Origin of the sequence: Neomesorhizobium albiziae, assembly GCF_900114255.1 — a bacterium.
Lineage (GTDB): Bacteria > Pseudomonadota > Alphaproteobacteria > Rhizobiales > Rhizobiaceae > Neomesorhizobium > Neomesorhizobium albiziae.
Map to the genome: position 1 here is coordinate 300,396 of NZ_FOSL01000003.1, position 16,418 is coordinate 316,813.

The following is a 16,418-nucleotide window of genomic DNA, read 5'->3' on the forward strand; positions in this document are numbered from 1 at the left end:
AGCAATAAATGCGTTTTTGCTTGCTCCGGCTTGCCCGCTTTTACGCCTTTCGGAGAGCGCACTACGGCGTTTTCGCTGGTTTACTCCGATACCAAAAAGAAATCTCGTGAGTGTCTGAAAATGACTTCGCGGCCATGGCGTCTCGCCGCTCGTTCAACACAAAAAATGGGAATCGTGCAGGAATGATAGCCTCGAGTGTGGTTCTGGACGAGGACGTGGTTATCCATCATCCAGACCTGGTGAACCTGTACGGCTGCCGCATCGGCGCCAGGTCCCGCATCGGCACGTTTGTCGAAATTCAGCGCAATGCCGTCGTCGGCGAAGACTGCAAGATTTCAAGCCACACCTTCATCTGCGAGGGGGTCATCCTCGAGGACGGCGTCTTCGTCGGCCACGGGGTCATGTTCACCAATGACCTTCACCCAAGGGCCGTAACGCCCACTGGCGAGTTGCAGACCGATGCCGATTGGACATTGGTCCCGACGACCGTCAGGCGGCACGCCTCGATCGGCAGCAATGCCACCATCATGGCGGGCATCACCATCGGTGTCGGCGCGATGGTCGGCGCCGGCGCGGTCGTCACCCGCGATGTCCCCGACTACGCCATCGTCGCCGGGGTACCCGCAAAGGTGATCGGCACCGCAAAAGACGCTCCCGCAGCCCTGCTCAAAACGAGGATTGCACGATGATTGGAGTAGCAGTTGTCGGCTACGGCTATTGGGGTCCCAACCTCGTCCGAAACCTTTCCGACCTGCAGGGCGCGCGCCTGGTGACGGTATGCGACCTCAAGGCCAGCCGGCTGGAGTCGGTGCGGAACCGCTATCCCAGCGTGACCCTTACGGAAAATTACGACGACGTGCTGAGCGACCCGCGCGTTCAGGCCGTTGCCATAGCCACCCCGGTTTCCACCCATTTCAGGCTCGCGATGAGTGCGCTGATGGCCGGGAAACATGTCTTCGTCGAAAAGCCGATCGCATCCTCCGCGGAGGAAGCGGAGCGCCTCGTCGACGAGGCCGCCCGCCGCGGCCTCGTACTGGCCGTGGACCACACTTTTGTCCACACCGGCGCCGTGCGAAAGATGCGCGAGCTGGTCGAAGCCGGGCTCGGTCAGATCTATTACTACGATTCGGTTCGGGTGAACCTCGGGCTGTTCCAGCACGATGTCAGCGTCCTGTGGGATCTCGCCGTCCACGACCTCTCGATCATGGACTACGTGCTGCCCTCCAAACCTGTCGCGGTGTCGGCGAGCGGCGTCAGTCACGTCGCCGGCGAACCGGAGAACATCGCCTACCTGAACCTCTTGTTCGAGAACAACCTGATCGCCCATATCCATGTGAACTGGCTGGCGCCGGTCAAGGTGCGACGAACGCTGGTCGGCGGAAGCCGTCGCATGATCGTCTATGACGACCTTGAACCGAGCGAAAAGATCAAGGTCTACGACAAGGGCATTACGCTCAACGGCAACCCTCACCTGAGCGGCGAGAACGCGTATCAGGCGATGGTGGGATACCGTACCGGCGATATGTGGGCTCCCCACCTGGAGGTCACCGAAGCGCTCGGCACCGAGCTTCGCGAATTCGTCGACTGCATCGAGAACAATAAAACGCCGATCGCCGACGGGCATGCGGGCCTCAGGGTCGTGCGCATCCTGGAAGCCGCGTCCCAGTCGCTCGCTCAGCGGGGACGCGTGATCGACCTTCAGCCTGTGAGGCGCGTCGCATGATCCCCTTCCTGGATCTTCAAGCCCAGTACGCATCGATCAAGGAGGAGGCAGACGCCGCGGTTTTGCGTGTCCTCGCCTCCGGCCAGTATGTGCTCGGCGACGAGGTCGCTATGTTCGAGCGTGAATTCGCCGCCTATTGCGGAACCAAACACGCCATTGCCCTCAACTCCGGCACCAGCGCCCTTCACCTGGCCTTGCTGGCGGCTGGCATCGGCCCTGGCGACGAAGTAATCACAGTGCCGTTCACATTCGTGGCGACGGTGTCGGCGATCTGCTACATCGGTGCCCGGCCCATCTTCGTGGATGTCGAGCCCGTTACGCTGACAATGGATCCCGGCAAGCTCGAAGCCGCCATCACCCCGAACACCAAGGCGATCGTCCCGGTCCATCTCTATGGCCAGATGGCGGACATGGATCCGATCATGGAGATCGCGGACCGGTACAGCATTCCCGTCATCGAGGACGCGTGCCAGGCGCACGGCGCCGAATATGACGGCATGAGAGCCGGCAGCATGGGCATCTCCGGATGCTTCAGCTTCTATCCCGGCAAGAATCTCGGCGCCTGTGGCGAAGGCGGCATCGTCGTCACCAATGACGATGCCCATATGCAGGCGATCAGGATGCTGCGGGACTGGGGCCAGGATCGCCGCTACCACCATGCCATCAAGGGCTTCAACTATCGCATGGACGGCATCCAGGGCGCCATCCTGCGGATCAAGCTACGGCATCTCGACGCCTGGACGACGGCACGGCGCAATCATGCGCAACACTATGGGCAGCTGCTGGCCAACTCTTCCGTCGTGCAAATACCCAAGCAAGTAGCCAACAGGCGGCATGTCTACCACATCTATGCGGTGCGCACGCCCGATCGCGACAGCCTGCAGCAGGTCCTGCAGCACGAAGGCATCCATACGGGCCTGCACTATCCAATCCCCGTGCATCTCCAGAAGGCGCATGCCGATCTCGGCCACAAGGTTGGCGGTTTTCCACGTTCCGAAGCGGCGGCCAAGACTGTTCTGTCGCTTCCCCTCTATCCCGAATTGAAACCGTGGCAGGTCGAACGGGTCGTCGAAGTCGTGGAGCAAATGGCCTATGTCGGATGATCGCAAACGTGCCGCCGCCAGGGTAGTCGAGGCGGTACACGGTCGCCTTCAAATGCCCGTCGACCCCGAATTCGAGCAGGGTCTCGCCGAGGCCCTGCTTGATGCATACGGAAAGGCAAACCTCGCCGATCTTTACGGACGCTTCGCAACGGGCCCCGGCTATCTCGATTCCCTGATGCGCAAGACGATCTGGCGGGCGCTTGCACGCAGTTGCCAGTCTGGCCTTCAGGTCGGCACCGGCGCGGGTTTCAAGCATCCGGAAACCTTCGAGATTGGCAGCAACGTCTTCATCGGCGCCCAGGCCTTCATCCAGGGCCGATATGACGGCAGCTGCGTCATAGGCGACAATGTCTGGATCGGTCCGCAAGCATATCTCGATGCGCGCGACCTGCTCATCGAGGAATGCGTCGGCTGGGGGCCTGGAGCCAAGATTCTCGGGTCGACCCACAGCGGCGAACCGGTGGGCGTGCCGATTATCCGGACAGCTCTCGAGATCAGGCCCGTACGGATCGAAGCGTGGGCCGATGTCGGCACCAATGCCACCGTTCTTCCGGGCGTCACCATAGGCAAAGGTGCGATCGTGGGCGCAGGCGCGGTCGTTGCCAGCGATGTACCGCCTTTCGCGGTGGTCGCGGGCGTCCCCGCAAAATTCCTTCGATGGCGGACGGACCCGGAACTGCAAGCCGCATCCGAAATCGAAACGCAGCGCGAGAGGGTATGACATGAAGGACAAACGCGTCCTGATAACAGGTGGTGCAGGACTGATCGGCTCCCACATTGCCGACCTCGTCGCGCAGGAAAATCCGGCCGAGATCATCATTCTCGACAACTTCGTGCGCGGCCGCCGCGAAAACCTTCGCCAGGCGAGCGCACTGTTTCCACTGACCATCGTGGAAGGCGACATCCGCGACCGCGTCACGCTCGGAAAACTCTTCGAAGGCGTCGACATCGTCTTTCATCAGGCCGCCATCCGCATCACGCAATGCGCCGAGGAACCCCGCCTTGCTTTTGATGTGCTGGCCGGCGGCACCTTCAACGTCATCGAAGCGGCGGTGCGGGCAGGCGTGAGTAAGGTCGTCGCTGCGTCCTCCGCTTCGGTTCTGGGCCTGGCCGAAAGCTTCCCCACGACAGAGGATCATCATCCCTACAACAACCGCACCATCTACGGCGCGGCAAAAACCTTCAACGAAGGATTGCTGCGCTCGTTCGCGGAAATGCAGGGCCTGCGCTATGTCGCGCTGCGCTATTTCAACGTCTACGGGCCGCGCATGGACGTCTACGGCGCGTATACGGAAGTGCTCATCCGCTGGATGGAACGCCTGGCCGCAGGTGAGGCTCCCATCATCCACGGCGACGGGTCGCAGACCATGGATTTCGTGCATGTGCACGACATCGCGCGCGCCAACGTGCTGGCTGCGAAAGCCGATGTCACCGACGAGGTGTTCAACGTCGCCAGCGGGACGGAGACAAGTCTTCTCCAGCTTGCGCAGATGCTAAGCAGCGTCATGGGCTCTTCAACGGCTCCACAGCACGTGCCGGCGCGCGCGGTCAACGGCGTAACGCGCCGGCTGGCGGATACGAGCAGAGCCACACAGCGCCTCGGTTTCACCGCGAAAATAAGCCTCGAAGACGGGCTTCGCGATCTTGTCGACTGGTGGCAGCAGGAGCGGGCCGCGACACGCCCGGTGGCGGCAGAATGAGTATCCCCTTGCGACAGGTGCCGGTCGCCAAGCCGGTTCTCGACGAACGCGAAGTCGAAGCGGTGCGCCGCGTCATTCTTTCCGGCTGGGTCACGCAAGGTCCGGAGGTCGCGGCGTTCGAAAAAGAGTTCGCAAGCATGGTCGGCGCTCCCCATGCCTGCGCTGTTTCCAACTGCACGACGGCGCTGCATCTCGCGCTGATGGCTGTCGGGGTCGGCCCCGGCGATGAAGTCATCACCGCCAGCCATTCCTTCATCGCGACCGCGAACGCAATCCGCTATTGCGGCGCCGTTCCGGTGTTCGTCGATGTTGAAGCCGGCGGCTTCAACATCGATCCCGCATTGATCGAGCCTGCGATTTCCCCACGCACCAAGGCGATCCTGTGCGTGCATCAACTAGGCATGCCGTGCGACCTGTCGAAGATCGTCGAAATCGGCAAGCGTCACGGCATCCCCGTCATCGAGGATGCGGCCTGTGCGATCGGCAGCGAAATCCTCTGGAACGGCACCTGGGAGAAGATCGGCAAGCCGCATGGCGACATCGCCTGCTTCTCATTCCATCCGCGCAAGGTCGTCACCACCGGTGACGGCGGCATGCTGACCACCCGCAATCCGGAATACGACGCCAAGTTCAGGCTTTGGCGCCAGCATTCGATGAGCGTCACCGATGCGGTGCGGCACGGTTCGCGCGACGTCATATTCGAGACATATCCCGAGGTCGGCTTCAATTACAGGATGACGGACCTCCAGGCCGCGGTCGGCCGCGAGCAACTGAAACGTCTCCCGGAAATCGTCGCGCGGCGCAGGCAACTCGCCGAGGCCTATAGCCGCCATCTCTCGGGGACAGCCGGCCTGATCGCCCCCCTTGAGCCGCATTGGGGACGCAGCAACTGGCAGAGCTATTGCGTCGGGCTGCCGCATTGGAGCGACCAGCGCGCGACCATGCAGGCGCTGCTCGATGCCGGCGTCTCGACCCGGCGCGGCGTCATGAACATTCATCTCGAAGGCGCCTATGCGCAAAGCGGCAGCTTCCGTGCGGGCTCCAGCCTCCAGCGTAGTATAGATGCGCAGTTCGGATCGCTGATCCTGCCGCTGTTCACACAAATGACGGATGATGACCTGTCGCGTGTAGCCGACAGCCTCATCGCCGTGGTCGTTGACGAACAACCCCGTCAGGCGCAGGTCGGCTGAAGAAACCTGCCCTGGAGGACAGCTAGAAATCACGTCGGCCATCCGGCGTGATTTTTTTATGCCGGTTTGGGCAGCCAGGACTTTATCGAAGACGGCACCCAGTCCATCGGCAGCAGTTGGGCGAGGGTCCGCAGCGAATAGAGGCCGCATACCAGTGTCACCGCCAATCCGATCGCGGTGGCCGGCCCGCCAGGCAGCATCATGAAGCCGCCGAACACCAGGCCAGTCGCCGGAAGGAAGAACAGTCCAAGCCGAATGTTGCTGGCCGACCAGCGGAATCCACTGACTTTCCGCACCAGCACGTAGATGAGCAGGCTGTGCCAGACGTAGAGGCCGAAAAACGCCATGCCCGAACCGACGGGGCCGACATAAGGCACCAACAGCCAGGCGAGGCCCACATGCACCAGTGTGGCCGCCACCTCGGTCCAGAAGAATATCTTCTGCGCGCCCTTGGCCAGCACGATGAAGCCCATTGGCCAGGCGACGATCCGCAGCATCATGCCAAGGCAGATCCAGCGCAGTAGGTCGGCGGCCGCATGGAATTCCGACGAATAGAACAACGTCATCAAAAAGGGAGCGATAGAGAGCGTAGCGATCAAGCCGGGCCCGGCCAGAAGGATGCTGATCTGGGCCTGCTCGTTAACCAGGCGGTTGCATTCTTCGTTGTTGGTGGCGACCGCCGTCAGGCGCGGATAGAAATCGGTTCCCATCGCCTGCAGGATGAAGCTGGCATACAGACCACCCAGCGCCCACGCCGCCTGGTATAGGCCGGCCGCCACAACGCCGCCTTCGCGCAGCACGATGATGCGGACTGCATAGGCAGCCCCGACGGTCAGAAATCCGCTCGCCATGAAGACAACGCCAAGACCGAGCAGCGCCCTGGCTTCCCCGGCGACTTCCCGCATCGACATGGAGGGTGGGGCGATGTGGATTTTGCGGCTGTACCACCACGAGGTGGCGATCGATGCCGCCGCCATCGCCACCAGCGCCGGAACGATCCCCTTTTCGCCGAAGAAATAGACCATCGGTACCGCGATCAGCGTGCTGAACATGGCCGAGAGCATGTTGATGCGGGCAAGGTCACCGATACGCCGCATGCCCTGGACAAGCGCGATCTGCCCGAAGGAGATGAGCCGGAAAAACACCACTGCCGAAAGCAGCGCCACGGCCGCCGCGTGCGTGTAGTTGCCGAACGTGAAATTCGATACGGGAAGGCACAATGCCAGCAAGAGCAGTGCGCCGCCCAGGCCAAGTATGAACGAGACGCGCCGCAGCACCGTTGTCGTGCGGGCGATCCGTTCCTGGTCTTCGGTGCCAACCGCCTCGGCAATCTGGCGCACGCCGCTTGCCTGGATGCCCAGCCCGGCGAGTGTCTGCGTAAGGTCGGATATCGACGTGTAGAGACCGACAAGACCGACGCCACCCGGCCCCAGCAGGATCGCCATCGCCTTGTTGCGGATGATGGAAAAGCCGATGTTCACGATCGAGGAACCGCCGATGACGGCCGTTGCCTTCAGAATCTGCGCATAGGTTCCGCTCGCCGCGCGCGTTTCGGTGGACATGGTTTTGGTGTCCATCCTGACCTCAACCGCCGTTGTGGAAATCCTGGGCAAGCAACCGGCGCACGACCGTTTCCGTACTGGTTTGCCAATGGCGGGGCTGCACGCCGAAAACCACCGATGCCTTTTCGCTGCAGAGCCGCGAGAATGCCGGGCGCCGAGCCTTGGCCGGATATTCCGACGTGGCGACATCGGTGACATCGGCAAACGGTCCACCATGCGTGCGGCTAACCGCAAAGACATGGCGCGCGAAATCGGCCCAGTTGGTGTCGCCGGCACCAGCCAGGTGGTAGATGCCGAATTGTCCTGCACCCAGGTTGCTTGCAATCTGAAGAATGCCGTCAGCGAGATCGAGAGCCGACGTCGGGTTGCCCCACTGGTCGGACACGACGGGAATCGCATTGCGATCCCTGGCGAGGGTGAGCATCGTGCGTACGAAATTCTTTCCGAACGGGCTGTATACCCAACTGGTGCGCAGGATCACATGCCGGGGATTGGACTGGGCAACGGCCCGTTCGCCCTCACACTTCGTCATCCCGTAGACCGTCTTCGGACCCGTTTCAGCCTGCTCCCGATAGGGTTTGGGATCGTCGCCGGCGAACACATAGTCGGTCGACAGGTGGATGACGGGCGCACCGATGAGCTCGGCCGCTTCGGCGACTGCGGACGCGCCTGCCACATTGACCGCAAAGGCCCGTTCGGGTTCATCTTCCGCCCGGTCGACGGCGGTGTAGGCAGCGGCTGAAACAACCACGTCGGGTTTTGCCGAGACAATGGATGCGATGACGGATTTCCGGTCGGACAGATCAAGCTGCGGCCGCCCGATCGCGCTCAGTTGCACGCCGGGCAGGTCGACTGCCCTCTCTGCGAGACTTCGCACGACCTGACCGGCCGTGCCGGTGACCAGGATTTTCATTGCGCCGCCACGAGCCTGCCAAGGCGTTCCCCGGCATAGTGCCCCTCGCGAATGGGCCCCCACCACCATTCATTGTCGAGATACCAGTCAACGGTGCGGGCAAGTCCTGTTTCGAAGCTTTCCCTGGCTTTCCAGCCGAGCTCGCGCTCCAGCTTCGAGCCGTCGATCGCATAGCGCCGGTCATGGCCCGGCCGGTCCGCCACAAACGTGATCAGGCTGCGGTAGGAGCCGCCGTTGCGTCGCGGTTTCCTGGCATCGAGGATATCGCAGATCGTTTCGACAACGCGGATGTTGCTGCGTTCGGCGTTGCCCCCGACATTATAGCTTTCGCCGACTACGCCGTTGCGCGCGATGAGCGCCAGCGCCCGCACATGATCCTCGACATGAAGCCAGTCGCGAATGTTCTTTCCGGCGCCATAGACCCGCAAAGGTTGCTCGTCGAGCGCGTTGAGGATGGTCAGCGGGATAAGCTTTTCGGGGAAGTGGAACGGGCCGTAGTTGTTGGAGCAGTTGGAAAGAACGACCGGCAGACCGAAGGTGCGGTGCCATGCCCGCACCAGATGATCGGAGGCCGCCTTGGAGGCGGAATAGGGTGACGAAGGCACGTACGGCGTATCTTCCGTAAATCGCGCTTCCTCCTCATCGAGATCGCCGAAAACCTCATCCGTGGAGACATGGTGAAAGCGAAACCGCTCCGCCATCTCTGGCGGGAGATCGCGCCAGTATGCAAGGGACGCGCACAGCAGCCGGAACGTTCCCACGATGTTGGTTTCGATGAAATCGGCGGGGCCGTCGATGGAACGGTCGACATGCGTTTCGGCGGCAAGATGCATGACGGTGTCAATTTTCTCGGCACGCAGGATTTCGCTCACCCGCCGATCGTCGCGAATATCGGCGCGAACGAATGTATAGTTAGGAAGGTTTTCGATCTGCCGCAGCGACGCGAGATTGCCGGCATAAGTCAGCTTGTCGATGTTGACGACGCGGTCGGCCGGATTGCCTGTCAGGTATCGGCACAGCGCCGATCCGATGAACCCTGCACCGCCTGTGACAAGTATGTTCATGGACGGCCCCCTCTCATTGGAAATCGAAGACCCCGGCCTGTTTCAGCAGCGGCGCCTGGCGGTCTTTCTCAGAAAGCACAAGGTCTTCTGAAGGGATCGGCCAGGCGATGCCGATATCGGGATCGTCGAAGCGGATCGACCGGTCATGGGCAGGGGAGTAATAATCCGTCACCTTGTAGACGACTTCGGTATTCGGCTCGAGCGTCGCAAAGCCGTGCGCGAACCCTTTGGGGACGAAAAGCTGGTTCCATGCCTCGGCGGACAGAACGACCCCGACCCATTTGGCGAATGTTGGCGATCCCCTTCGAATATCGACGGCAACATCGAAGATTGAACCGCGCACCACCCTGACGAGTTTGTCCTGCGCGTGGGGCGGTAGCTGGTAGTGCAGGCCGCGCAACACGCCACGGTCGACCGAGAGCGAATGATTGTCCTGGACGAAAGCGTCCGTTACGCCACCTTCGGAAAAACGCTGTGCGTTCCACGTTTCCGAAAAGAATCCGCGATCATCGATGAAACGGTTCGGCTGGATCTCGAGGACCCCGCCGAGGCCAAGCTCTGTCACCTTGAGGCCCATCAATTGGCCTCCTGGACCAGCCGGCGCAGATATTCGCCGTAGGTGGTCTTTTCCATCAGGGAAGCGCGTTGCAGAACCTGGCCACAGGTGAGCCAGCCAAGCCCGAGCGCAATTTCTTCGGGACAGGCGATCTGCGCGCCCTGACGCCGCTCGACAGTCTGCACGAAGGCGGAAGCGTCCTGCAGGCTGTCATAGGTGCCGGTGTCCAGCCAGGCATAACCGCGGCCGAGGCGGCTGACATGCAGATCGCCGCGATCGAGATAGGCATTGTTGACCGCTGTGATCTCAAGTTCGCCGCGAGCCGACGGCCGGATCGAGGAAGCGATGTCGACCACGTCATTGTCGTAGAAATAGAGGCCGGTGACCGCCCAGTTCGATTGCGGCCGGGAAGGCTTTTCCTCGATGCACGTCGCCTTGCCACTGCCATTGTCGAAGCTGACGACGCCATACCGCTCCGGGTCGTTGACGTGATAGGCAAAGACGGTCGCCCCCGTTTTCCTTGCCGCCGCTTCGCGGCAGACATCGGGAAGCCCGTGTCCGAAGAAGATGTTGTCGCCGAGAATCATGGCGACCGGGCCATCGCCGATGAAGTCGCGGCCGATCAGGAACGCTTCTGCAAGACCGTTGGGCTGGGCCTGTTCGGCGTAGGAAAGGCTGATGCCGAAATCGGACCCGTCACCCAGCAATTCCTTGAACAGGGGAAGGTCGCGCGGCGTCGAAATCACCAGGATTTCGCGGATGCCCGATAGCATGAGGACGCTCAGAGGGTAAAAGATCATCGGCTTGTCGTAGACAGGCAGAAGCTGCTTCGACACGGCGATGGTGATCGGATAGAGGCGCGTGCCACTGCCACCGGCGAGGATGATGCCCTTCATGCCAGCCCCATCCGGTATCCGTCCGCGCAGGGAACATGAACGCACGCGACTGCCTGCCGGCATTGCCGGCTTCGAACGTTATTGCCACTCACTGACTGACCTCGCTGGCTGCCGCAACCGGTCGTCGCGTCCCCGCAGGTTCGACGTCTGGACGATTTGCGAGGGTTATCTTGACCACATCGCCCGGTATCAGCGATGTCAGTTCCGTTGCCGGTACTTCGATAGCGCGACCGCTCTCCCGTCTTGTTATCGAAAAAGCGATCGCATCCTTGTCCTGACCGCTCTTGCTCGAGGCAAGAAGCTCAAGCAGAAGCCTCTGCGACGTATCGCGCTTCAGCCTGCTCTCATCGAGGCTGGCCTGCTCGGTCTGTAGCTCGGACGCCACATCGGTCTTCATCTTGTCGCGCAGGCCGTCGAGGTTGCGCGTTGCCTCGGTGATGCCCTGGCGCGCTCTCATGACGGCGGTGACCTGGTCGAGGCGCTCAGCCCGGTAGTTCGAAAGAACACGCTCCAGATCGGACTTGCGCGAAGCGACCGCGATTCCCTTCTCCACGAGCACGGATACACCCGAGAGTTCCTTCTCGGCGGATGCAATGCCGTCGTCGGCAGCCTTGATCTTTTCCTCGAGAACCTTGATTTCGGCGCTGAACAGATCGCGCAAATCGGAAAGCGACTTGGTTTGTCGCTCGAGTTCGTTGGCGCGCGCCTGGAAGATGATCTTCTCCTGAGCGAATACCTCGTCGGCGAGCGTTCGGTTCGAACCCGCAAGCGCCGGGGGGAAGCTGATTTCCTTCGCATCCGACATTTCGGCGCCGAGACGTGCAACGCGGGCGCTGCTGCGCAGGATGTCGTTGTCGAAGCCTTGCAATTCGCCGACCAGCCTGATCTCGGTTTCGGAATGCGCGCCGGATCTCAGCTCGCCGCCACTCAGCGCCAACGCCTGCAGGACAGTCAATCCGTCGCGGAATTTGTACTGGCCCGGCGTGTTGACATCGCCGACGACATAAATGGGTGGGTATTCCACGACCTCGACAGTGGTATCGGGTGCTGCGACCATTCCCGTCTTCGCCTGCAGCCGCTTCGAGATTTCGGCGGCAAGGCCGGCATTGTCGAGGGTGCCAACAGGAACCGATCCGATAACCGGCAGGGAAAGCGTACCCGCGTCGGACACTATGAATTCGCCGCCCAGGGCCTCCCAGCGTTCGTACTGGCCTTTCATGGGCATCCACTGCACGACGGTGAGGCGAACTTTGGTTTGCGGCGAGAGCCTCACATCTGCGGCCGCAGCGCTACCGGGCAGACAGAAGCTGGCAACGGCGACGCAACCTGCCATCAGCAGCGCGCACAGGGCCGAGGTTCCACGAGAGGCTTTCATATGCCGTCCTGTCCTTTCCGTTCTGGCCGGGATCGATTTCGACCCAGGTGGCCAGACGCAACGTATCGAGGCGCCGAAAGGGAACCCGCCCCCGGCAATCCGACTCTGCGGAATTATCGAAATCCTGAAAGGTGAAAGGGGGTGGTTTGGCCTTCATCCATATTGATGGGGTGGGGTGGCGCGGCTTTCGTCAAAAGGTAACCCGGGAGAGGTGAGAGCAAACCGGGTTACCGATCGTCGGGGTGTCCCCTGCCTGGCATGATCCCTTTGGTGGACAAGACGAATGGCCAGCCAATGTGCAAGATTCGCCGATCGGAGACCCGGCTCTGCGGCCTATTGTTCGCGCGCAAGTAGACGCTGAAGGGAAATGCCCTTCGACTACCGGGAGGAGACGGACCAGCGATGAGTTGTCCATTTCAGGATTTCGGCAGCATGGAGACCACCACGTGACAGAAGCCACGCCGAATTCCGGTCTCGGCCAGGATAGTGGCGGCACGGCGGCGGCAGCCGTCGAGCCGAAACGGGTAATCATCTTCGTCGCGGCAGCCGGGACAATTCCCATTAGCCTGATTTACGCCCTGGAAAGGGAATTTCCGTGGGTGGTTGTCGAGCAGGTGGAAAACGTCAAGGCGGCGTGTGCGGACTTTGCACATCCGGTTTCCCTGGTTCTGGTCGACACCATGCACCTCAGGGAGGCCGAGAACACGGCGGAGGAAATATTCCGCCAGCATCCGTTGGCTTTCGGTGCGCTGATCCAGCACGACACCAAAACTCCGCCTTACACCTATTCGGAGGTTCTGAGCTCTCAATTCGTTCGCAGCGTGCTCCCGATGAACCTCAGGCTCGACATCTGGCTTTCCGTCGTTCGGCTGATGCTGCGGGGAGGCGAATACATACCCCCTGACACGATGCATGCTCATTCACAGAGGACGAGCGGCCAGCATCCCCCGGCGCCGAACCACAGCGCTCCGGCCAATGGGCGTTCGGCGGTCAACGGCAATGTCAGTGATCTGACCAGCCGCGAAATCCAGATCCTCGAAATGGTCTCTCAGGGTCTTCAGAATAAGTCCATCGCAGTAAAATTCGGCCTGTCCGAGCACACCGTAAAGATCCACCTTCACAACATCATCAGCAAGCTAGGCGCCCATAATCGAACGGAAGCGGCGGCGCGTTTTCGCGATCACCTGGCTGAAAACCAGCCAGGTTTGATCGCGAACAGGCAGCTTCAACGCGGCTGACACCCGCGCGCGGCCCTTGGTCACCGCCCTTGTGTAAATTATCTCACAGATATCGTTGATTTTTTGGCTTAGTTGAGCTCAACGGCTTGCGCACGCCCCGAGTCATTCAAACCTAAATCAGCCCCGCTGCACCGTTTATTCCGAGGAGCAGCGGCAGGGCCAAAACAGTGCCCTTTGTCAAAAAGCGGGCGGCGATCCAGTCCCTGGCTTCGTCGAGAGATTGGAACATCTTGTTGTAGCCGTTCAGGCGGCCAAAGCCGGATTCGAGGAACCATTTGCCTGAGGCGCAATAAAGCTCCTCGTCGACTTGGGTGAGAACCGCCACCAACTGATCGGATTTGAGAACCAGAACGCCGGCCTCTCCAACATCCGTGGTCGCTAGACGGACATGGTGAAAGGCGAGGTCCGTATCGGCGCCTGCATATCGCGATGGCTGGTCCCCTGCAGAGGGCATCCCGCCCCCAGACAAACCCGCATAATCCATGGCGATGAAGACCCCCGATCCGACTATCAGTTCAGCAGACAACCGCCCCGACTGCAACGAGCAAGTTTCTCAACCCCTGCGAGAAACTATTCGCAACCGCAACGCGCAATTTTAGTAGCCGAATACTTTGAAAAACACAATAAGCTTGCGAGCCTCAACGCGACTTTTACCGAGGAAAATTATTGTCGAGGAGCGGCTTGCCATACCCATCGCGGGCCGACTGGCATTCTGTAGGCCGTTGCTTACCTAAGACCATCGAAAACAGTCAGCGAAGAGCCGGCGGGCGCTTTATCAACCTTGAGGCTTATCCAGATCCAGCTCAAAAAAAAGTCGTCCTAAAGCAACCTCGAGAAAATGACCGATCGATTGTCAAGCAGCAGACTTTCGTCGCATCCAATCGCCAGATTTGGCTTCCATCAAATCCTCGATTCCGAGGCTGCAACTGTCGCCTCGAACTTTGCGTACCTTGATGGCACAGCAATCAACGCGTCCCGCGTTGCTGATTTGCGCCAAACCAAGGGGATAAGCGGCCAGTTGGTGGTTGAATAAAAGCCGGACGCAGTCACTCGCTGCGAATTCGTGCCCCATAGATATACCGAAAGTAGTAATGGCGAACCGCAGACACTTATTCAATTATAGTTTATGATTCTGCGAATCTTACAGAAATGGATCATGACTTCTACCCAGAATCAGACCCTCCTTCAGTTCTTTCAGTCTCCGCCGATCGGAGCGATCTTCACAAGCGAGGAAATGGAAGCGCTGCGACCTCTGAACGTAGCGGCGAAACACTATCCTCCTCACACCGTCATCAGCCACCAGGGCGATGTTGAACAACGCTTGTTCATCATCAATTCGGGATGGGCCTGTAGTTATCGCGACCTCAATAACGGGGACCGGCAGATCATCGACTTTCCGCTGAAGGGAGACGTGGTGGGCGTTGTTGCATCGCCCGGACCGAGCACCGATTCATTGGCGTCAACAACCGAGATTTCCATTTTCGAAATGTCGCGAACCGCGGTGGGAAAGGCCTTCGGCCGCTCGCCATGGCTAGCGCAGTTCATTTTGAGCGCGGTAGCCCGCCAGTCCTCCATCGTTATCGAGCATTTGACGAACGCCGGCAGGCGCAACGCGCTGGTGCGCACTGCCCATCTTTTGCTCGAGATGGATGCGCGACTGTCAACGTTCGGTGAGAGCACGCAACAAGGCTTCGACTGCCCGCTGACGCAACAGGAACTGGCCGATGCACTTGGGTTGACCGCCATTCACGTCAACCGGACGCTGCGCGATCTGAGGGAGCACAATCTCGTCTCATTCCGATCCGGCTTCGTGGAATTCCTCGACAAGCCCCGGCTGATCAACATGATCGGCTTCGATAAGGAGTTCCTCGGTTTCAGGGTTTTTTCTTCGTCCCCCTAGCTTGCAGCGAACACTTTTCGCCAAGCGGTGTTGTGCAACCATCGCCATTTTCGAGCTACGCGAAACCTTTGGAAGCGTGGCAAGAATATTTTTCAAAGCTGACGATTTCTTCACATATCGTTTTTTTTGACAACGTTAACTTAGGTTAGGAAAAGCTCTCCAATTTTACTTATTGTTGGTCATACGGCTTTCCCAAGAGTCGTATGCGGGGAAACAAAAACGGGCGAGAATACACCAAACAGCGGCTTGGGGAGCAGCTACCAACTCAGTCTGAAATGCAAGGGGCGCAAGAACCGCTCATGAGAGCGGTCGGTGTAAGAAGGCGGGTATAAGAGTATGGATACCACAGCGGAAGTACATCACAGCAACTCTGTGCCAATTTCGTATGCAAGAGATGATATTGCAGCGGAGAGAGCTTTATCCGGCAGTACACGGCAAAGCCGAGAGAACCGCCTGCTGATTATCGACGGAAGGGCACTTGATCGGGAATGCCTCGCGCAAAGCCTGATCTTCCACAACCTCGGCATGGAGGTTTCGGCAGTCGGATCGATCGAAGAATGGCGTCAGCAAGAGGGCGTCTACGGCAGTCCGAAGGCTATTCTGTTCAACCTCGGCGCACGGAAAGTAACGGACTCCAATGTGGCCAGCGATCTCGCGCGGCTGACGTCGGAATTCCCCTCGATCCCGGTGGTGATCCTGGCCGACACGGACGATCTTGCGCAGATACTCAAGGCGCTGGAGTGCGGCGTCCGCGGGTTCATCCCCACATCGATCGGCATCGACGTGTGCGTCGAAGCCCTTGGCCTTGCCATTGCTGGCGGCATTTTCGTGCCGGCAAGCAGCGTTCTGGCCATGCGGCATCTGGTCGAGAGCGAGGTTCCCGAGGCGCGGCCGCTCACGGGGATGTTCACGTCGCGCCAGGCCGAGGTCGTACAGGCGTTACGGCGCGGCAAGGCAAACAAGATCATCGCTTACGAATTGAACCTGCGCGAGAGTACCGTAAAGGTCCACATCCGCAACATCATGAAAAAACTGAAGGCCACCAACCGCACTGAAGTGGCCTACAAGATAAACGACCTGTTTCCAGGGGAAGCCAGTTTCCCTGCACCAGGCATGACGGCCCGCTCGTGAGCGGTTGAAATCTGCTGCCGCGAGCCACGCATCAAGCGGTCGCCGCAAATAGGCGATCGACGCCATA

The 16,418-nt window shown here is 60.2% G+C and carries 16 protein-coding genes; 9 read left to right on the top strand and 7 right to left on the bottom strand.

The window, feature by feature from the left end:
- Window positions 1–182: 182 nt before the first annotated feature.
- The 6 genes from F3H98_RS07960 to F3H98_RS07985 are packed head-to-tail and all read left to right on the top strand — an operon-like array spanning window position 183 to window position 5,716.
- Window positions 183–689, top strand: a complete 507-nt coding sequence (locus F3H98_RS07960; protein ID WP_149759588.1) for an acyltransferase — start codon at window positions 183–185, stop codon at window positions 687–689.
- Window positions 686–1,723 carry a Gfo/Idh/MocA family protein gene (locus F3H98_RS07965; RefSeq protein WP_149759589.1) on the top strand — a complete coding sequence of 346 codons (1,038 nt, stop codon included), beginning with the start codon at window positions 686–688 and terminating at the stop codon, window positions 1,721–1,723. Before F3H98_RS07960 ends, F3H98_RS07965 begins: the two co-directional genes overlap by 4 nt.
- On the top strand, window positions 1,720–2,826 hold the full coding sequence (locus tag F3H98_RS07970) for a DegT/DnrJ/EryC1/StrS family aminotransferase (protein ID WP_149759590.1): 1,107 nt from the start codon (window positions 1,720–1,722) through the stop codon (window positions 2,824–2,826). Before F3H98_RS07965 ends, F3H98_RS07970 begins: the two co-directional genes overlap by 4 nt.
- Window positions 2,816–3,547 carry an acyltransferase gene (locus F3H98_RS07975; protein ID WP_149759591.1) on the top strand — a complete coding sequence of 244 codons (732 nt, stop codon included), beginning with the start codon at window positions 2,816–2,818 and terminating at the stop codon, window positions 3,545–3,547. The genes F3H98_RS07970 and F3H98_RS07975 overlap by 11 nt, the downstream gene beginning before the upstream one ends.
- 1 nt (window position 3,548) lies before the next feature.
- Complete coding sequence (locus F3H98_RS07980) at window positions 3,549–4,526, top strand: NAD-dependent epimerase/dehydratase family protein (RefSeq protein WP_149759592.1); 978 nt, start codon at window positions 3,549–3,551, stop codon at window positions 4,524–4,526.
- Entirely contained in the window at window positions 4,523–5,716 is a 1,194-nt protein-coding gene (locus F3H98_RS07985) for a DegT/DnrJ/EryC1/StrS family aminotransferase (RefSeq protein WP_149759593.1), read from the top strand. The genes F3H98_RS07980 and F3H98_RS07985 overlap by 4 nt, the downstream gene beginning before the upstream one ends.
- Window positions 5,717–5,772: 56 nt before the next feature.
- On the opposite strand, the gene F3H98_RS07990 is transcribed toward F3H98_RS07985, so the two are convergent.
- The 6 genes from F3H98_RS07990 to F3H98_RS08015 all read right to left on the bottom strand — a co-directional run bounded on the left by F3H98_RS07990 (window position 5,773) and on the right by F3H98_RS08015 (window position 12,082).
- Window positions 5,773–7,293: an O-antigen translocase gene (locus F3H98_RS07990; RefSeq protein WP_244621638.1), complete on the bottom strand. Its 1,521-nt coding sequence runs from the start codon at window positions 7,291–7,293 to the stop codon at window positions 5,773–5,775.
- A gap of 7 nt (window positions 7,294–7,300) precedes the next feature.
- Window positions 7,301–8,191 (bottom strand): dTDP-4-dehydrorhamnose reductase, encoded by an 891-nt coding sequence (gene rfbD, locus F3H98_RS07995; RefSeq protein WP_149759594.1) that lies wholly within the window; start codon window positions 8,189–8,191, stop codon window positions 7,301–7,303.
- Window positions 8,188–9,255 carry a dTDP-glucose 4,6-dehydratase gene (rfbB, locus tag F3H98_RS08000; RefSeq protein WP_149759595.1) on the bottom strand — a complete coding sequence of 356 codons (1,068 nt, stop codon included), beginning with the start codon at window positions 9,253–9,255 and terminating at the stop codon, window positions 8,188–8,190. Before rfbB ends, rfbD begins: the two co-directional genes overlap by 4 nt.
- Window positions 9,256–9,268: 13 nt before the next feature.
- Entirely contained in the window at window positions 9,269–9,832 is a 564-nt protein-coding gene (rfbC, locus tag F3H98_RS08005) for a dTDP-4-dehydrorhamnose 3,5-epimerase (RefSeq protein WP_149759596.1), read from the bottom strand.
- A complete protein-coding gene (gene rfbA, locus F3H98_RS08010; protein ID WP_149759597.1) occupies window positions 9,832–10,707 on the bottom strand; it encodes a glucose-1-phosphate thymidylyltransferase RfbA in 876 nt (291 codons plus the stop codon). Before rfbA ends, rfbC begins: the two co-directional genes overlap by 1 nt.
- An 88-nt stretch (window positions 10,708–10,795) precedes the next feature.
- Window positions 10,796–12,082 (bottom strand): polysaccharide biosynthesis/export family protein, encoded by a 1,287-nt coding sequence (locus F3H98_RS08015; RefSeq protein ID WP_149759598.1) that lies wholly within the window; start codon window positions 12,080–12,082, stop codon window positions 10,796–10,798.
- Between the two features lie 446 nt (window positions 12,083–12,528).
- Between F3H98_RS08015 and F3H98_RS08020 the strand changes: the two genes are divergently transcribed.
- The gene (locus F3H98_RS08020; RefSeq protein WP_244621639.1) at window positions 12,529–13,320 is read left to right on the top strand and encodes a response regulator transcription factor; all 792 of its coding nucleotides are present in this window, start codon (window positions 12,529–12,531) and stop codon (window positions 13,318–13,320) included.
- A 112-nt stretch (window positions 13,321–13,432) separates the two neighbouring features.
- Here F3H98_RS08020 and F3H98_RS08025 read toward each other — a convergent pair whose 3' ends face one another.
- Complete coding sequence (locus F3H98_RS08025) at window positions 13,433–13,846, bottom strand: hypothetical protein (RefSeq protein WP_149759599.1); 414 nt, start codon at window positions 13,844–13,846, stop codon at window positions 13,433–13,435.
- Between the two features lie 630 nt (window positions 13,847–14,476).
- Here F3H98_RS08025 and F3H98_RS08030 point away from each other — a divergent pair.
- The gene (locus F3H98_RS08030) at window positions 14,477–15,220 is read left to right on the top strand and encodes a Crp/Fnr family transcriptional regulator (RefSeq protein ID WP_149759600.1); all 744 of its coding nucleotides are present in this window, start codon (window positions 14,477–14,479) and stop codon (window positions 15,218–15,220) included.
- A gap of 336 nt (window positions 15,221–15,556) precedes the next feature.
- A complete protein-coding gene (locus F3H98_RS08035; protein ID WP_149759601.1) occupies window positions 15,557–16,351 on the top strand; it encodes a response regulator transcription factor in 795 nt (264 codons plus the stop codon).
- Window positions 16,352–16,418 lie beyond the last annotated feature (67 nt).